At 38.8% G+C, this 16,657-nt stretch carries 15 protein-coding genes; 6 read left to right on the forward strand and 9 right to left on the reverse strand.

Features of this window, described 5'->3' with window-relative positions:
• Positions 1–7 precede the first annotated feature (7 nt).
• The 4 genes from I6F50_RS09450 to I6F50_RS09465 form a co-directional block, all read right to left on the reverse strand.
• Positions 8–1,177, reverse strand: a complete 1,170-nt coding sequence (locus tag I6F50_RS09450; RefSeq protein WP_007582389.1) for an efflux RND transporter periplasmic adaptor subunit — start codon at positions 1,175–1,177, stop codon at positions 8–10.
• Positions 1,178–1,466: 289 nt separating this feature from the next.
• A complete protein-coding gene (locus tag I6F50_RS09455) occupies positions 1,467–2,768 on the reverse strand; it encodes a hemolysin family protein (protein ID WP_197139336.1) in 1,302 nt (433 codons plus the stop codon).
• A 149-nt stretch (positions 2,769–2,917) separates the two neighbouring features.
• The gene (locus I6F50_RS09460) at positions 2,918–3,607 is read right to left on the reverse strand and encodes a transporter substrate-binding domain-containing protein (RefSeq protein WP_197160476.1); all 690 of its coding nucleotides are present in this window, start codon (positions 3,605–3,607) and stop codon (positions 2,918–2,920) included.
• 129 nt (positions 3,608–3,736) lie between these two features.
• The gene (locus I6F50_RS09465; RefSeq protein ID WP_166420019.1) at positions 3,737–4,846 is read right to left on the reverse strand and encodes an arginase family protein; all 1,110 of its coding nucleotides are present in this window, start codon (positions 4,844–4,846) and stop codon (positions 3,737–3,739) included.
• Positions 4,847–5,310: 464 nt separating this feature from the next.
• Here I6F50_RS09465 and udp point away from each other — a divergent pair, with 464 nt between their 5' ends.
• Positions 5,311–6,066, forward strand: a complete 756-nt coding sequence (gene udp, locus I6F50_RS09470) for a uridine phosphorylase (RefSeq protein ID WP_197176060.1) — start codon at positions 5,311–5,313, stop codon at positions 6,064–6,066.
• A gap of 185 nt (positions 6,067–6,251) precedes the next feature.
• Here udp and cdd read toward each other — a convergent pair whose 3' ends face one another.
• On the reverse strand, positions 6,252–7,178 hold the full coding sequence (cdd, locus tag I6F50_RS09475; RefSeq protein WP_197176062.1) for a cytidine deaminase: 927 nt from the start codon (positions 7,176–7,178) through the stop codon (positions 6,252–6,254).
• A 159-nt stretch (positions 7,179–7,337) separates the two neighbouring features.
• Positions 7,338–9,983, reverse strand: coding sequence for a phosphoenolpyruvate carboxylase (ppc, locus tag I6F50_RS09480; protein WP_165724946.1), 2,646 nt, complete (start codon positions 9,981–9,983; stop codon positions 7,338–7,340).
• Between the two features lie 120 nt (positions 9,984–10,103).
• On the opposite strand from ppc, the gene I6F50_RS09485 reads away from it, so the two are divergent.
• The 5 genes from I6F50_RS09485 (at position 10,104) to I6F50_RS09505 (ending at position 13,917) form a co-directional block, all read left to right on the forward strand.
• Positions 10,104–10,502, forward strand: a complete 399-nt coding sequence (locus I6F50_RS09485) for a thiol-disulfide oxidoreductase DCC family protein (protein WP_165740764.1) — start codon at positions 10,104–10,106, stop codon at positions 10,500–10,502.
• On the forward strand, positions 10,499–11,221 hold the full coding sequence (locus I6F50_RS09490) for an SDR family NAD(P)-dependent oxidoreductase (protein WP_197176071.1): 723 nt from the start codon (positions 10,499–10,501) through the stop codon (positions 11,219–11,221). Before I6F50_RS09485 ends, I6F50_RS09490 begins: the two co-directional genes overlap by 4 nt.
• A 9-nt stretch (positions 11,222–11,230) precedes the next feature.
• The gene (locus tag I6F50_RS09495) at positions 11,231–11,842 is read left to right on the forward strand and encodes a flavin reductase family protein (protein ID WP_197176073.1); all 612 of its coding nucleotides are present in this window, start codon (positions 11,231–11,233) and stop codon (positions 11,840–11,842) included.
• 73 nt (positions 11,843–11,915) lie between these two features.
• On the forward strand, positions 11,916–13,136 hold the full coding sequence (locus tag I6F50_RS09500) for a Xaa-Pro peptidase family protein (RefSeq protein ID WP_197176075.1): 1,221 nt from the start codon (positions 11,916–11,918) through the stop codon (positions 13,134–13,136).
• A 121-nt stretch (positions 13,137–13,257) separates the two neighbouring features.
• Positions 13,258–13,917 (forward strand): DsbA family oxidoreductase, encoded by a 660-nt coding sequence (locus I6F50_RS09505; RefSeq protein ID WP_197176078.1) that lies wholly within the window; start codon positions 13,258–13,260, stop codon positions 13,915–13,917.
• Positions 13,918–14,736: 819 nt separating this feature from the next.
• Here I6F50_RS09505 and I6F50_RS09510 read toward each other — a convergent pair.
• The 3 genes from I6F50_RS09510 to I6F50_RS09520 form a co-directional block, all read right to left on the reverse strand.
• Positions 14,737–15,699 carry a DUF2971 domain-containing protein gene (locus I6F50_RS09510; RefSeq protein WP_197176086.1) on the reverse strand — a complete coding sequence of 321 codons (963 nt, stop codon included), beginning with the start codon at positions 15,697–15,699 and terminating at the stop codon, positions 14,737–14,739.
• A 133-nt stretch (positions 15,700–15,832) separates the two neighbouring features.
• Complete coding sequence (locus I6F50_RS09515; RefSeq protein ID WP_008171402.1) at positions 15,833–16,111, reverse strand: peptidylprolyl isomerase; 279 nt, start codon at positions 16,109–16,111, stop codon at positions 15,833–15,835.
• A 102-nt stretch (positions 16,112–16,213) separates the two neighbouring features.
• Entirely contained in the window at positions 16,214–16,636 is a 423-nt protein-coding gene (locus tag I6F50_RS09520; protein WP_197176087.1) for a thiol-disulfide oxidoreductase DCC family protein, read from the reverse strand.
• Positions 16,637–16,657 lie beyond the last annotated feature (21 nt).

Genomic DNA, 16,657 nt, shown 5'->3' on the forward strand with positions numbered 1-16,657 from the left:
CTCTCCGTTATTGCGCTTGATCGGCTTTAGCAGACGATTGAATTTCAGATGGATTCACTGGTGCACCAGGGCGGATTTTTTGTAAACCTTCAACTATTAATTTATCGCCATCCATTAAGCCATCAGTAACAAGCCAATCAGAACCAATCGTTCTATCTACTTTTAATACGCGGCTTTCTACTGTGTTATCTTTGCTGACAACCATTGCTGTTGGTTCGCCTTTTGAATTACGGCTAACACCACGTTGCGGAGCTAAAATAGCACCCGCCTTAACACCTTCCACAATAGAAGCTCGGGCATACATGCCTGGCAGTAATAATTTTTCTGGGTTTGAAAATTTAGCACGTAGTATTACTGAGCCAGTACTTGGATCAACTGTCACTTCAGAAAACTGCAATGTGCCTTTATGAGGATAAACAGAGCCATCTTCCATAATAAGTTCAACGTCAGTTTGGCTAGTCGAATCAACACTTAGAGCACCTGATGATATTGCTTTTTTAAGTTTGGTAAGCTCATTACTTGATTGTGTTAAATCGATATAAATTGGATCTAACTGAGTCACTGTAGCAAGTGCAGTACTTTGGTTAGCACTAACTAGTGCACCTACAGTTACGCTTGATTTACTAATTTGACCACTAATTGGTGACGACACATGGCTGTAATCAAGGTTAATTTGCGCCGATTTTAACTGCGCTTTAGCCGTTAATAATTCTGCTTTTGCTTGTTTGTATGCGGCATCTGCTTCATCAAAGTCTTGCTGACTTACCGCTTTTATTTTTAAAAGCTCGCTAAAACGAGATGCTTTAGCTTTACTACTTGAAATACTCGCCTGAGCACGTGCAACACTTGCTTCACTTGCTGCTAAGTCTGCTTCAAATGTCGCAGGGTCTATTTGATACAGAGCCTGGCCTTGTTTAACCTCTTTACCTTCAACAAATAAACGAGATTGCACAATACCACTTACTTGTGGGCGAATTTCAGCAATTTGAAATGCACTGATACGACCAGGAAGTTCTTTTTTGAGAGTAAGCGCTTGGCTTTTTAATGTAAGTACACCCACTGGTACAGCTTTAGGAGCTGAAGCTTGTGACTGCTCAGCAGCCTGATCGCAACCAGTTAAAGCAACAGAACCGACGAGGGCTGACAATACAAATAAAGCGATGCGGGAACGCTGCATGTTAAATACCTTTTAGTTTAGAGTGAACGATCATTCTAAATTAAAACGCGCTGATAATGAATCTTAATTAGAAGAAATTTACACAAACTTACACTCCTCAGTACAATATACGTCTTAGGTTGCATTTAATGTTAATTAGATGAAAATAGAATCAAGACTGTATGAAAATAAAACAACTTAACATATTGAAATAATATCTCATTTTAGAAACAAAGCTTTTAACAGACACAAAAAAGCCAAGCAAATACAGCTTGGCTATTTATATAAAAACTAAAGCGCACACCTTATTTTAAAGGATATTAGCACTCTGCGGGTTAATAACCCTTGAAACTAACAACTGCTCTACCCTAATTCCTTCTACATCAACAACTTCAAACTTAAAACCTGAAAAAGTTAAATGCTCCGCGCGTTTAGGTATTCGCTTCATATTGTAAATTAAAAAGCCAGCGACCGTTTCATAGTGCATCTGGTCAGGAAATTCTTCTATATCAAGTACTTTTGCTAAATCGGTAATTGGGGTTAAGCCATCTACAAGCCATGAATTTTTATCGCGTTCTATGATTAATTCGTCGCCTTGATGAGTGATTAAATCACCCATAAACCCTTTCATTAAATCTTTTACCGTAACAATACCCACAGAAAGCGCATATTCGTTTACTACTACCGCAAATGGTTTTGCTGCACTTTTAAACGCATTTAAAGCTTCTGATAGGCTTAATGTTTCGGGTAAGTAAAAAACATCTTTATCAATTAGGTCGTCGTTTATATTGGCGGCTTCGCCTTTTAGGACTTGTCGTAAAATATCTTTAGATTCAACAGAGCCATGCAACTTATCTAAATTTCCTGACACCACTAAAAAGTGATTATGAGGATGATCTATAATTTTAGTGGCAATATCATGGCTAGATTCGTTTAAATCAAAATACACAATTTGGTCACGTGGCGTCATCACGCTTGATAAAAACCGTGCTTCTAGGTCAAACACATTGCCAATGAGTTCATACTCTTGCTTTTGCAAACTGCCATATGCAGCACCTGCATCCATCATGGCAACAATGTCCTCTGTTGTTACATTGTCTTCTCGCTCAGCCGGCACCTTAAATAAGCGCAGTACAAAGTTAGTAACACCATTAAAAAACATCACCAGCGGGGTTAATGCAAAGGTAACCCAGCGCATAATGGTTACTACACGAACTGCAACGGCTTCTGGCATGATCATCGCTAAACGCTTCGGCATTAAATCGGCAAACAATATAAACAAAGATGTAATAGTAAAAAATGAAAGTAAAAAGCTAATCTTTTCTAAATGCACACCTTGATAAAACAATACCAACACACTTTCAACATAAGGAGATAGCGCCTGCTCGCCCACAATACCGCCCAATATCGCTATCGCGTTGAGTGCTATTTGGATCATGGCAAAAAAAGCCCCTGGATTTTCTTGTAGCTTTAGTACCGCTGCTGCCTTTATATTCCCTTCATCTGCCATTACTCGCAGTTTTATTTTACGCGACGCTGCAATTGCTATTTCTGACATAGCAAACAACGCACTGATCAAGATCAATAAGCTAATCCCGATTAAATCACCCATTTAACGCTCCAAAAAGTTAGTGCTTTTTTAAACAAAAAGCAGCTGGATTATAATCGGTTTTTAAAATGCGGCAATTTATATTTATAAAATATATTAAAGTAATTTAATTTCATGAGGTTACATTGATCAAACTGTTTTTTTTAAACTGTTTAATTGCCTTTAAAGGCGACTTTTAATTGAACAACTAAGGCCGGATCCATATTTATATTACAAGCAAAAAATAATGGAGATTGAGCTGTATTTAGATTTAGTAATGGCTCGAGTAGCTCAAGCCTTGGCTCAGTTTTTATTCGATAGCTAAATTGCTTTTTGCTAAGAACAACAAAATCAAGAATATCGTGACGAGTGCTTATAAGTTTATCTATTTTATCTAGGCTATCGATGAGTAATAAATGCTTGCTTTCACTAAAGCCCCTTTCAAGCAAATAGTGATGACTAAAGTTATCACGCAGTACTGCTATTTTATATTTTTTAGCATCATTGAGAGTATTTAACTTTATACCTCTAGATTTTAGACCATAAATAGCAGAATCAAAGCTTTCCAGTTCGCCTACCCAGTTAAACTTACTTTCTCTATTAGGTAGTCGAACAATTGAAAATATACAGGTGTTTTTATCGCGTAGCGCTGCATTGTAAGATATGGCCCAACTATGCGCCAACATAGTGTATTTTATACCAGTGCCTTCTAGCGCTTTATGAACTTTATCGACAGAACGGCCAACGAGTTTATTATCTTCATTGAGATACTGAAAGTCCGGAAATACTTCCGTTACTATTGTAATTTCAGTTGCATCAACTTTAATACAGCTAATGAGCAATAAAAAGATCAATAATTTCATTCAGTGAGGCCTCAACCAACTCATTATATGTGTTTAATAAATATAGCTGAGGCTTTATGAACTGCTAGTTTTTAGTCATGTAATGCACACTTATACGCTGATAGTGCTAGTATTTATAGCACCTACAGCTTACTTGTTCATCGCACTAATTAAAAATGCTGAAATTTTGGCGCCTTCTCTAAGTGTTGTTTCAGAGCTTGATTGACCCACTAAAGAGCTGTCGGTAAAGGGGGCTATTTCCATCATATCAGCACCCGTAATCGGAAACTCATCCGCAATAGCTGATAAAATATCAAGCGCATGCTGTGGTGTTAAACCATTATGTTCTGGCGTACCTGTGGCTGATGCAAACTCGGCATCAAGCGCATCAATATCAAAGCTTACGTAAACTTCATCAACGTTATCGGCTTTTAGCTGTGCAATTGCATCAGCAGCAACGGCCGCTGCACCGCGCTCAATAATTTCATGTGCCCAGTGCTGCTTAACACCAAATGTACTTTCCCAATGCGCTTTTGGCTTACCACTTGAGCGTATACCAAACTGAATTAAATGATGCGGTGCCGGTAAAAATTCTAAAATATGTGTACACCACGAGCCAAAACATAAATCTATGCCTAAGCGCTCAACAAGTAAGTCGGTATGCGCGTCAAAGTGAATAATAGCGGTACGCTTACCTTGCTCACGTTTTGCCTTTAAATACGCTTTAGTAAGTGGGTAACTAATTGAGTGATCGCCACCAATACCAAATATGCCTTTATCTTTAAATGTTGCGTAAAAGCTGTCGCATACATCCTCTGTGATTGATAACGGACTTACGTAATAGTCGTTATCTTCATTACCGTATAGGGCTTTTTGGCAATTAGAAATAGTTGCATCGTTTAAGTATTTATCGTGAAGTAAATGTGGGATTACACGTACATCGCCTAAATCAAACGAATGACACTGCGGCTGCTGATCAATTAATGCTGAGCGCACAAATAACGGCCCCCAATTTGCGCCGCGTAAAATACCACCGCCACAGTCTGAGCTAATACCTAACATTACGGCTTTATGTGGAGAATTTGGTAGCTCATTTAAAGAGTCGCGCCAAAGTGAATCTACGTTTTCGGTTTGCCCATAAAGCTTATTACGTAGTGCGGCTTTGCGCTCTTTAGCAGTGTTTACTGTAAATACACCATCGCCTGGTGAACATAAATAGTGTTCAACTTTGTTTTTAAATGCTTCAAATTGTGTGCTCATAGTAAACTCCTTCGGTTTTTGTTCTGTACGCAGCTAATTAGTTTCGATTACTTTTGATTAGTTATGCAAAATTACTAAAAATGCCTAAACTTCAAATAAATTTCGTTTTTCTAAATAAGTGAGTGCCTAATGTAAATAAATACGTTTACTTTCATGCAATCAACAAAGCCATAAGCAAATGAATTTAAATGGTATTTAAATGATTCGGCAATCAACTTTTAAATTGTAGTTACGCGCTTGAGTGATACTTATTATGTCTGCTTGAACAAGTCAACACCGTAACGGAGCTGCGAATATAAGTGTTTGATTGAATATTCATAGTTGGTGAATAAATCAAATGAGTACTTAAAATTATTAAGGTTTAATTGGAGGAGTTAAGATAAAACGGACAATCGTCCTGTACTTGATAAACGTTTCTAGCAATGATGCTAGATTGACACAATTTATTATAAAAAGGCTTAGCTATGGAAAAGGTATTTCACTTAGGACTATGTATTGACGATCTTAAAGGTGCAAAACTTGCGATTGTACCGGGCGATCCAGATCGTGCTGCACGCATTTCACAATTCCTAGACAACCCAACCTGCCTTGCTCAAACTCGTGAGTTTCATGTTTACTTAGGTCAACTAAACGGCCATTCGGTGGTTGTTTGTTCTACGGGTATTGGTGGTCCATCTACGTCGATTGCAGTAGAAGAATTAGCACAACTTGGCGTGCGTAAATTTTTACGTATTGGTACAACAGGTGCGATTCAGCCACATATCAACGAAGGCGAAATTTTAATTAGCCAAGCGTCTGTACGTTTAGACGGTGCAAGCCAGCATTTTGCTCCTCTTAGCTACCCTGCTGTGTCTGACTTTTATGCAACACAAGCTATGGTACAAGCATGTGAAAACTTAAATATCGATTTTCATATTGGTATTACTGCATCAAGCGATACATTTTATCCAGGACAAGAGCGTTACGATACGCATTCTGGTTACGTTCCTAAATCACTACAAGGTAGCTGCGAAGAGTGGCAAAAACTGGGCGTGATGAACTACGAAATGGAATCAGCAACATTATTCACTATGTGTGCAGCCCTTGGTTTACAAGCAGCATGTGTAGCAGGCGTACTTGTTAATCGTACTCGCCAAGAAATACCAAATGTTGACCATGGTGAAATTGAGCGTAAATCTGTAGCGGTAGTATTAGAAGCGGCTAAAGTATTACTTGATTAATACGGATTCTATTATTAATGGGCTATTATAACGATAAGAAAATGGCTCAGTAACAAGGCAAAAATTATGAAGTATAGTTGTCTTATATGAATAATTTTTAACGCAGTTAGTGAGTTATTTAATTCGATAGAATGGCGCATTTTAATAAAGCACAGCTTTGCCTGTGCTTTATTGTTTTTAAGAGGTTATTTTAGCTGAGCGCTAATTACTTCTATTGCCGGTAGATTTTTAAAACTTGCAAGTACAGCACGTGCTACACCCTCTTGGTTTTCATGGCCTGCGGTTTCTAAAAGTGTAATTGATTTTACTGTACTTTCGTTAAAGCTAAGCCCTGCGATAAATAATTGGCTAAGTGCACTTTGTAGTGGCGACAAGCTTGGGCTGTACGCTGCGTTTTCTGCGTAACTTCCGTAAAAATCACCATTTTCAAATGTACTAATTTTTACTGCACTAAAGTTTTTACTATAGGGTACGTATGCGTTTAATGCTGTACTTGCTAGTTTTTCATCTAGTTGATCATTTGCAAATACTTGCTGGTGAGGCTCTGGATTAAACAAGCTAAACGCGTTACCTAAATCAGTCGGCCCAAACGAGTGCGGCAGTAATTCTGCCAATTTAAAGTGTTGCTCTGGCAATAAAATATCAAACTCTTTCGCATCAGCGAGTTCGTTCATAAACTGGCGGCAGTATCCACACGGTGCATCGCTAATCGCTATTTTAACTATTTTTTTAGCGCCGTTTAACCATGCGTTATTTATAGCCGATTGCTCTGCATGAACCACTAAACTCAATGCTTGATGATCAAACTCTACATTTGCACCAAAGTAAAAGTTTACCTCATCGTTTTCATCAAGTGCTTTAACAATTGCGCCTACATGAAAATCTGATATCGGCGCAACAGCATACTCAGAAGCCAAAGGTACTAAACCTTGTAATAATGCATCATCAGACACATTGAATTGTGCGCATAACGCTTTAATATTATTAGAATTTAATATGCCATGTTGTGATTTTAATTGACTACGTAATGACGCTGTTTGCGCTAAGTTTAATGTGATGTGAGAATTTGTAAGTGCTGTATCTTGCTGTACAGTAAAAGTTGCTGAAGCCATAACATTTTTTAATTATTCAATGGCTAAGTAGTTTAAAAGGTTAAGCCGCTAATTGCTAGGTTATTAAACGCAAAAAAGGGAGCACATCGCGTGCTCCCTTTAATTTTAACTGATATACCCAACAAAATAATTAATTGGTATACCTAACAAAATAACATGTTAGCCGGTATTACGCATACCTGCTGCAATACCTGTCATCGTGATCATTAATGCATTATCAATGTCACCTTCGTTGCGTTTTTCCTCTGAGCGAGCACGACGTAAAAGCTCAACCTGTAGTAAGTTAAGTGGATCGGTGTACGGGTTACGTAAACTAATCGACTCCTTAATCCAAGGTTGTTCGGCTAGTAGGCTTTTTTGCGGGCTAAGTGATTGTACCAAGCTAATGGCTTCTTGAAGCTCTTTACGAAGTGTTACACCCAGTGGTTTGTACATATCTTCCACCAGCGCATTATCGTAATGCTCACTCAACCAACAATCGGCTTTACTAAATACCATTTCTAGCATTTCTAGGCGCGATCTAAAAAACGGCCACTGTAAGCTCATTTCATTTAGTGTTTCGGCGCCGTATTTATCAAGCGCAGCTTTTAAGCCTGTTAACGCACCTAGCCATGCAGGAAGCATTAAACGGTTTTGGCTCCACGCAAAAATCCATGGAATAGCACGTAGACTTTCAACGCCACCATTAGGATTACGTTTTGCAGGACGCGAGCCAAGCGGTAACTTAGACAGTTCAAGCTCAGGTGTTGCCATTCTAAAGTAAGGTACAAAGTTTTCATCATGGCGAACTACATTACGGTAATGCTCACACGACTCCTCACTTATTAGCTTCATTACTTCGCGCCACTGCGGTTTTGGCTCCGGCGGCGGTAATAAGTTACTTTGCAGAACTGCGCCTGCGTAAATATTTAAGCTTTGCAGTGCTACATCGGGTAAACCAAATTTAAAGCGAATCATCTCGCCTTGCTCGGTTACACGCAAGCCACCTTTTAATGAGCCAGGCGGTTGTGAATGCAGCGCTTGTGCAGCGGGTGCACCACCACGTCCTACTGTACCACCACGTCCGTGGAATAAAACAAGCTCAATACCACGTGCATCAGCAAGCTGTACTAGCTTATCCATTGCTTCGTACTGCGCCCAACCTGCTGCCATCATGCCAGCATCTTTAGCTGAATCAGAGTAACCAATCATTACGTTTTGGGTGTTTTTAATGTGCCCGCGATACCAAACATTATCAAGCAATGTGGTAATTACATCACTGCCTGCGTTTAAATCGTCGAGTGTTTCAAACAACGGTGCTACTGGTAAATCAAAGCTACAGCCGCTTTCTTTTAGCAACAGTTGTACTGCTAAAATGTCTGACGCTGTTCGTGCCATCGAAATAATATACAAACCAAATGTTGCTTCGTCTTGCTTGGCAATTACATCAAAGGTATCAAGTACTTCTTGTACATCAGGGCTTGGTTGCCAATGTTTTGGAATAAGCGGTCTGCGCGAGTTAAGCTCTGCAAGTAAAAATGCTTGTTTGTCTTGCTCTTGCCATTGGTTGTAGTCGCCTAAACCTAAATAACGAGTCAGTTCTGAAAACACATCGCCGTGGCGAGATGAATCTTGGCGCACATCAAGTTTGGCTAAACGCAAACCAAAGCTATTTATACGGTGCAGTAAATCAAGTAATAAGCCATCCGCAACTACTTTCATATTACACTTTAATAACGAGCGATAGCACACTTCAACTGGGTGCTTAAGCTGATTAATATTAGTAATTAAATCTTGTGAATCGCTGCGCTTATTCTTAATTTTAGCACCTAAGTGCGCCACTGTTTCTGCAACCTGATTTTTAAGCTTTTTGATTACTGCTCTATATGGTTCAAATTCCTGCCCTGCAAGCTCAACAAGCTCATCACTGGCATCTGACATAGAGAGTTCAGCGCACAACGTTTTTAAGTCTTGAATGTATAAGTTAAGTGCCATCCAACGACCATGATCAAGCACTTCTTTTGTTACCTGCGATGTTACAAACGGATTACCATCACGGTCTCCACCCATCCACGATGTAAACTCAATTGGGCTGTAATCTATTGGTAACTCTAAGCTCAACTGGTCTTTAACATTCGCTGAAAATTCACGTAAAAAGCGCGGAACCGCATGCCACAGGCTATTTTCTATTACTGCATAGCCCCATTTGGCTTCATCAACTGGCGTTGGGCGAGAGCGACGAATATCGTCGGTATGCCAAGCTTGGCTAATCAGCTGTTCAATACGATTTAAAATATTGTCTCGCTCTTGCACTAAGTTATCTTTTCGCTCTAATGACGCTAAGCAATCACTTAGTTCAACGTGTTTGTTAATAATAGTACGGCGCGTAACCTCGGTTGGGTGAGCGGTCAGTACTAAGTTTATGTGGAGTTTTGAGAGTGTTTCGGCCAAATGATTACTGTCTAACTGGCCTTGTTCTGCTTTTGTAGCTAACGTTTTTAATGTTTGAGTGAGAGGGTTTTGTTGACCAAGGCCAACGTCATTAAAACGCGAAACGGTATGAAATTGCTCTGCTACATTAGCAAGGTTTAAAAAATGATTAAATGAACGGGCAACCGGTAAAAGCTCTTCATCACTAAGCGCATGTAAAACATCTATTAGCGCTTGTCTGTCGTCTTCGTTACCACTGCGAGATGATTTTGATAAAGCACGAATTTCTTCCACTTTATCTAAAATCGCTTGACCTTGGGCATCTTTGATTGTTTGTCCTAGTAGTTGCCCTAGTAAATTTACATTACCTCGCAAGGCGGCGTATTGTTCACTCATTTATCAGTCTCCATTTTTTCGTAGGACACTATTAATATCATCATGAAGAGATATTTAATAGATCCATTTGCAATGTCTTGTCGTAAAAAAGTATATGTAAAATAATCACAAAGCATTCACATGATCATTTTTTACGATGGTAACTGCCCTCTTTGTAGCACCGAAATGCAGCAACTAAAACACGCTGATAACAAAAACTTAATTACGCTTGAAGATCTTAACGCGAGCGACTTCAGCGAGCGCTACCCGTATATTGATAAAGACAAAGCAATGAACTACCTTCAAGCTCAAAAGCAATCAGGTGAAATGATTTATGGGCTTGATGTAACTTACGAAGCATGGAAAATAGTGGGTAAACACGGCTGGTTGAAAATTTTTCGCTTGCCAATAATTCGCTTTTTCGCTGACTGCGGATACCTATTATTTGCTAAGTATCGGCACCCCATCAGTCGCTTTTTAATGCCAAATACTCAGTGCAGTAATGGCCAATGTGGACTAAAAGCAAAAGGTGATAAATGAAAACTATTGTTTTATTCGGCGCAAGCAGTGCCATAGCAAATGCATATATAGAACATCTACAAATAAACACGCCTACTCATCAGATCGTTTGTATTAGTTCAAAAAGTATTGAATCTGGCTCAAGTGTTGTCCACCTGCATACTGACTACACAAAACAAAGTTTAGCGCGCGTTACTAATTACCTAAAAGAGCAAAATGCCGATATACAACAAGTTATTATATTCAATGGTACACTGCACAACGAAACCCATATGCCTGAAAAAAAGATGGAGGATTTAGACGCTGAGTATTTTAGCCAACTTCTAAATTCAAACACCCTAACTCCCCTACTTTGCTTGCAGAGTATTTTGCCGCTGTTAACCCACAAAACGCAGTGTACTATTACTGCATTAAGTGCGCGCGTAGGCAGCATAAACGATAACAAATTAGGTGGTTGGTATACTTACAGAGCGTCTAAAGCCGCGCTTAACATGCTATTTAAAACTGCCGCTATAGAGCTTGCTCGTCGTGCTAAAAACACCAAACTCATTTTGTTTCATCCAGGCACCACCGATACAGAACTCTCTAAGCCTTTTCAAAAAAACGTACCTGCAGGTAAATTATTTACGCCTGAATTTGTAGCTAAGCAACTTTTTGAATTAACAAACAACAACCCTGATTTAAAACTAAACGGTGAACCTGCTTATTTAGATTGGCAAGGCTCTACAATACCGTGGTAAGGACTTTTAATGCATTTTACTAAAGCGCAAATAGACGCACTTGAAAAACATACCCGTACACATTTAATTAATTCTCTTTCGGGTTTTAAAAGCGCTAATTTAATTGGTACGCAAGACTTACTTGGCAATACCAACCTATCTATTGTCAGCTCCGTTATTCACTTAGGTGCAAATCCACCGTTAGTCGCCATGATAATGCGCCCTCACAGTGTGCCGCGTCATACGTTTGAAAACATATTACAAACGGGCAATTACACCATAAACCAAGTGAATAAGTCAATTTATAAGCAAGCTCATCAAACTTCAGCCCGTTACGATAAAGACGAGTCTGAGTTTGACGCTACAGGCTTAACACCTGAGTACCTAAACGACTTTGCAGCGCCTTTTGTACAAGAAAGCCGTTTAAAGTACTCGGTGAAATTTGTAGAAAACCAACATTTAGCCATCAATGGTACCGAGCTTGTTATTGGCGAAATTATGGATGTATATGTAGATAAAGCAGCACTACAAAGTGATGGCTTTTTAGATTTACAAGCAATAGAAACAGTGGCAGTAACCGGGCTTGATAGCTACCACACCAGTAATAAATTAATGCGCCTGCCTTATGCAAAAAAACCTTAGCATGCATGTTATCTCATAAAATTGAATTCCCTTTTCACATTGCGCACAATGCCTAAAAACCAAGGAGAAAAACATGACCACCATAGGTATAGGTACACAATCAAGCGAGCAAGCGCTGGCAAGCTTAAGTAATATGACACAAACGCTAACCCCTATTGCTGCTGACGAACATTTAGAGCGCATAGCCAAGGCGCAAGCTTATATGCTAGCAAACAACATAGATGCAATTTATTTAAACGCTGGCACCAATCTAACCTACTTTACAGGCATGAAATGGTACGCGAGCGAGCGTATGGTTGGCGCAATATTACCCGCCCTTGGTGACGTTCAATATATAGCACCGTACTTTGAGATTGGCTCGTTAAACGGGTTTAAAGTGATAGATGGGCCTATTCACGGGTGGCAAGAGCACGAGAACCCTTATGCACTTTTTGTAGAAGAGCTAAAAGAACTAAACATTAATGAAAACGCAACTATTGGCATTGATGAAAGCGCACAATTTTTTATATTCGACGGTATTAATAAAGCGCAAACGGGTTTAACACTCATAAACGCACAACCTGTCACTGCGCATTGCCGTATGCATAAATCAGTTCACGAGCTTAGCTTAATGCAGCGCGCTATGGATATGACCTTAGCCGTGCATCAAGCCACAGCAAGCATGCTTTATGAGGGAATAACTACCACCGAAGTAGAAGCCTTTATTAAACAAGCACACCAAAAAGTAGGCGCGCCAGGTAACTATTTTTGTATTGTTTTATTTGGTGTTGCAACGTCTTTTCCGCATGGTGTTAAAGACGCTCAAGTACTTAAAAAAGGCGATATGGTATTAATAGATACCGGCTGTAAAGTGCACGATTACCTATCTGATATAACCCGTACTTATGTATTTGGCGAACCAACAATGCGCCAACGCATGTTTTGGGATCATGAAAAATCAGCGCAAATGGCGGCGTTTAATGCAGCTAAAATCGGTGCTACCTGCGAAGACGTAGACGCTGGCGCACGTACTTATTTAGCAGCGCAAGGGCTCGGGCCGCAGTATCAAACACCGGGTTGCCCGCATAGAACGGGCCACGGCATTGGGCTAGATATTCACGAATGGCCATACTTAGTTGGCGGTGATAAAACCCCACTTGCCCCAGGCATGTGCTTTAGTAACGAGCCAATGTTAGTTATACCCGATGAATTTGGTGTGCGTTTAGAAGATCATTTTTACATGACCGACAACGGCCCTCATTGGTTTACACAACCTAGCTATAGCATTGACGACCCATTTGGGCTTAACGCCTAAAACTGATTACCTTCAAGAGCAGCTGTTTAGCTGCTCTTTTTAGTTTGAGGATTGATAATGCATACTTCGTCCCAATATCCTTTTTTATACTTAGTTATAAGCAATCCTCAAAAGGATAAATATGAAAAACTTTAAAATTGATATCGTTTCAGACGTAATGTGCCCTTGGTGCGTAGTGGGTTACAAAAACCTAGAAACTGCACTAGAGCAACTCAAAGACGAAATGAGTGCAGATATTACGTGGCATCCTTTTGAACTAAATCCAGATATGCCAATTGAAGGTCAAGACTTAAACGAACATTTAATGCAAAAGTACAACCTAACAGAAGAGCAAGGCGACGAAAATCGTAAAAACATGTTCGAAGCAGGTCAACGTGCTGGGTTTACCTTTAACTTTGATGGCAAACGAATCATGATCAACAGCTTTGATTTGCATCGTTTATTAATGTGGGCACGTGAAGAAGGTAAGCAAACAGAGTTAAAACTCGCCTTTTTTGAAGCGCACTTCACAGATTTAAAATACTTAAATCAAGAAGAAGCGTTGCTCGACGTTGTTGAAAAAGTGGGTCTTGATAAAGAAACTGCGCGCGGTATTCTACATTCAGACAAATACGTACAAGACGTACGCCAAGAGCAAGACAACTTTAAACAGATGGGTATTACTTCCGTCCCTACATTTATCATAAACGATAAATATGCACTTACTGGCGGACAACCAAGCGACTCATTCATTCAAGCACTAAAACAAATTAGTGAAGAAGAAGCCAAGCAAGACGCTTAACGAGTTAAATAGTTGTTTAACACTTAAAAAGGCTGCACATTGCAGCTTTTTTATTGCGTATAAGTAAGCGAACAATAATCACCTTACTATAAACTTATTTGATATTTTATCGTCAACATACAGCACTGACATACGTGTGGTTATTCGTAACACCACAAGCGATTTATCTCTAACACAGCCTCTAAGATTCTCGTAAATGAACTTCTCTGTATAAAAATCAGGATGGGTATTTGTAGTGCTCAACTAATTTCGGCTGATGGGCACAACGCTCAGGCAACGCTATTTTCGTCTGCGTAAAAATTTAAGTTAAACACGTAGGTTGTGTAGAGCGTAGCGAAACCCAACGAATATTCAATATTAGACAACTAGCTTGGCAGAGAGGGTAACCACCGTTTTCAAACATATTTGAAAACGGTGGTCGGATAAGCAAAGCGCCATCCGACACAGTAACTTATTTGAGTGTCGGCGCACATAAATAGCTAATTTATATAGCAAAAAAAAGCAAGACAGGCACCTTAATTGAACAAGCTAAGCTATCCCAATTAAGATGGGTGTCACGTTAATTTGCTTTTGAGTTATAACCAGTTTGGCGCATTGACGCCGTTTTTGGGAGCGTCCATCTCATCATCCATCCTAATTATTAGTTGTTTAATAGCAGCTTCAAAAATTAAAGTAGACTGCCACTTTAATTGGACTAACAAAACTGTGCTACTAAATTTACTTTCTAAACTTAGAGTTCATCTTTTTCCATTTTTCGCTAAAAAATTGGGATGGGGGTCAGTGTTATTTAAATTTTAGTGAATCACTCTAAATTGTTTGTTATATTTTTAGTTGCCACCCAACTCTTTTATATTGGTGAACCACCACTTTTTCATTAGGCAGCCTCCTTTTTATTAACTTAGTAAGGCGACTTGCTCTCAAAGGCGACACGGAAGAACCAATGATAATACTTTCAATATCATTCTCATTTACTTTAACTACATCTAGATTACTATTGATGTTCCTTACTTTAGCATTCGATTCAGAGCAAACAATTCTATATTCATTTTCATAACTCCATTCCGACATTTTCATAAAGAAGTACTTCTGCATAATATTTAGAGTAATATCAGAAAATATATCTGAGTGTTTGTCATTGAAACCACCTTTTGCTTCCATTTTCACAACAACTGAAGCCATAACGTTGAAGGCATTGTTTAAGCTTTGATGACCATTTTTATAATTTACTTTTTGTGGAGAGCCAAATGATGGATTTTTCTTGAACTTAACAACAATACCTCGATGTTCGTCTGCATAATGTGACCACATGAGCAAGTTATCTGGCTTAGTCGTTAATGATAGGATTCTGAAATGGCTAATAATATCCGACCAACTATTTAATAATTCGTTACTAATTACTTTAAATTCTTTCTTCCAATTTCTTTCTTCAGCACTTAAGTGGTTTTTAAACTCAGACTGAAAGCCATTAAACTCCGGATAATATTTCGCGACTGCACTTATCATTGTGTCCTGTAGACGTATGACATTTAATTCTAGCTCAGGAACTGTCGAGTCCATAGGATCATTGAACTTTAATGGATCTGTGAACTTTATTGTTTTGTATCTTAGTAATAACCTTAAAGTACTTTGGTTCATATATTTATAGTAAGCTTCAGATGTCGATTCTTTATGTTCTACTGTAGCTGAACTTTCATCATCTTTACTTCTAACCCTATTTTTTATCTTTTTATTCAAAAAGTTAACTCTTCTTTTGAGTTTTTTTATTTGTTTGAATCTACTCATATCTTCCCAAAAAACATCGCCAAATTAAGATGACACCCATCCTAATTCTTAGTTCGTCAAAGTGTAAAGTTTTGGATAGGTGCTGAGGTGGACGCTTGTTAAGACGCGTCAATTGCCAAATTGCTTAAGTAAATTAAGTACGATAAAGTACTTTGATTACATGCCAGCCGAATTTTGTTTTAACTAGGTGGGGTTCTAAAATTGCACCTTTAAATGCAATTTTATCAAACTGTGGGACCATTTGTCCGCGTCCAAATTCACCTAAGTCACCGCCTTTTTTACCCGATGGGCATGATGAGTATTTTTTAGCTAAGGTTTGAAACTTTGCACCTTTACCTAATTGCTTAATAATATCTTCTGCAATCTCTTTGTGCTTAACCAAAATGTGAAGTGCATGTGCTGTGTTTGCCATGAAAAAAGCCTTTTATACCGTTAGCTAAAATTAAACGCGGCGATTTTAACACAACCCCATAAACCTAGCATCTACTTATACTGCAGTGTATTAATGCCTAACTTATAAATAATGTTTAGCATCATCTGGGTTGGGAATTCTGCAGTACTGATATTTTCCAAATAAGGTATAGCGGTTTAAAGCAACCCTATCGTATAACCAATTATTAAACCTATTTGGCAAAATACTAAATACGTTTGCTAGCTTGTATGGGTAACCTAGCTGCTTAACAACGTTAAAAAAAGCATGGCTTTGTGTAAATGCTTTACCATTTTCAACAAACACCATTGAGGCGTATTCAATTGTTGAAAAACCAAAGTGTGTTAACAACAATTCCCCTTTTGGAGATTGCACACTGCATAATTTAAAAATGGTATTTGTATCGTGAGTAATAATAAAATTACACCACGCGCTGCATAGCTTACATTGCGCGTCGAATAATATAATTTTTTGATTAAGCATTAATTTAGCTGCATCATCACTCATAACACTTTCCTTAAATTAAGT

It is taken from the genome of Pseudoalteromonas sp. NZS127_1 (assembly GCF_015864295.1).
Lineage (GTDB): Bacteria > Pseudomonadota > Gammaproteobacteria > Enterobacterales > Alteromonadaceae > Pseudoalteromonas > Pseudoalteromonas arctica.

Excerpts from the sequence above, each read along its gene's own strand:
- I6F50_RS09450 (WP_007582389.1), bottom strand. The coding sequence starts at position 1,177 with ATGCAGCGTTCCCGCATCGCTTTATTTGTATTGTCAGCCCTCGTCGGT.
- I6F50_RS09500 (WP_197176075.1), top strand. The coding sequence starts at position 11,916 with ATGACCACCATAGGTATAGGTACACAATCAAGCGAGCAAGCGCTGGCA.
- cdd (WP_197176062.1), bottom strand. The coding sequence starts at position 7,178 with ATGGCTTCAGCAACTTTTACTGTACAGCAAGATACAGCACTTACAAAT.
- I6F50_RS09510 (WP_197176086.1), bottom strand. The coding sequence starts at position 15,699 with ATGAGTAGATTCAAACAAATAAAAAAACTCAAAAGAAGAGTTAACTTT.
- I6F50_RS09520 (WP_197176087.1), bottom strand. The coding sequence starts at position 16,636 with ATGAGTGATGATGCAGCTAAATTAATGCTTAATCAAAAAATTATATTA.
- I6F50_RS09460 (WP_197160476.1), bottom strand. The coding sequence starts at position 3,607 with ATGAAATTATTGATCTTTTTATTGCTCATTAGCTGTATTAAAGTTGAT.
- udp (WP_197176060.1), top strand. The coding sequence starts at position 5,311 with ATGGAAAAGGTATTTCACTTAGGACTATGTATTGACGATCTTAAAGGT.
- I6F50_RS09465 (WP_166420019.1), bottom strand. The coding sequence starts at position 4,846 with ATGAGCACACAATTTGAAGCATTTAAAAACAAAGTTGAACACTATTTA.
- I6F50_RS09485 (WP_165740764.1), top strand. The coding sequence starts at position 10,104 with ATGATCATTTTTTACGATGGTAACTGCCCTCTTTGTAGCACCGAAATG.
- I6F50_RS09490 (WP_197176071.1), top strand. The coding sequence starts at position 10,499 with ATGAAAACTATTGTTTTATTCGGCGCAAGCAGTGCCATAGCAAATGCA.
- I6F50_RS09455 (WP_197139336.1), bottom strand. The coding sequence starts at position 2,768 with ATGGGTGATTTAATCGGGATTAGCTTATTGATCTTGATCAGTGCGTTG.
- I6F50_RS09505 (WP_197176078.1), top strand. The coding sequence starts at position 13,258 with ATGAAAAACTTTAAAATTGATATCGTTTCAGACGTAATGTGCCCTTGG.
- I6F50_RS09495 (WP_197176073.1), top strand. The coding sequence starts at position 11,231 with ATGCATTTTACTAAAGCGCAAATAGACGCACTTGAAAAACATACCCGT.
- ppc (WP_165724946.1), bottom strand. The coding sequence starts at position 9,983 with ATGAGTGAACAATACGCCGCCTTGCGAGGTAATGTAAATTTACTAGGG.
- I6F50_RS09515 (WP_008171402.1), bottom strand. The coding sequence starts at position 16,111 with ATGGCAAACACAGCACATGCACTTCACATTTTGGTTAAGCACAAAGAG.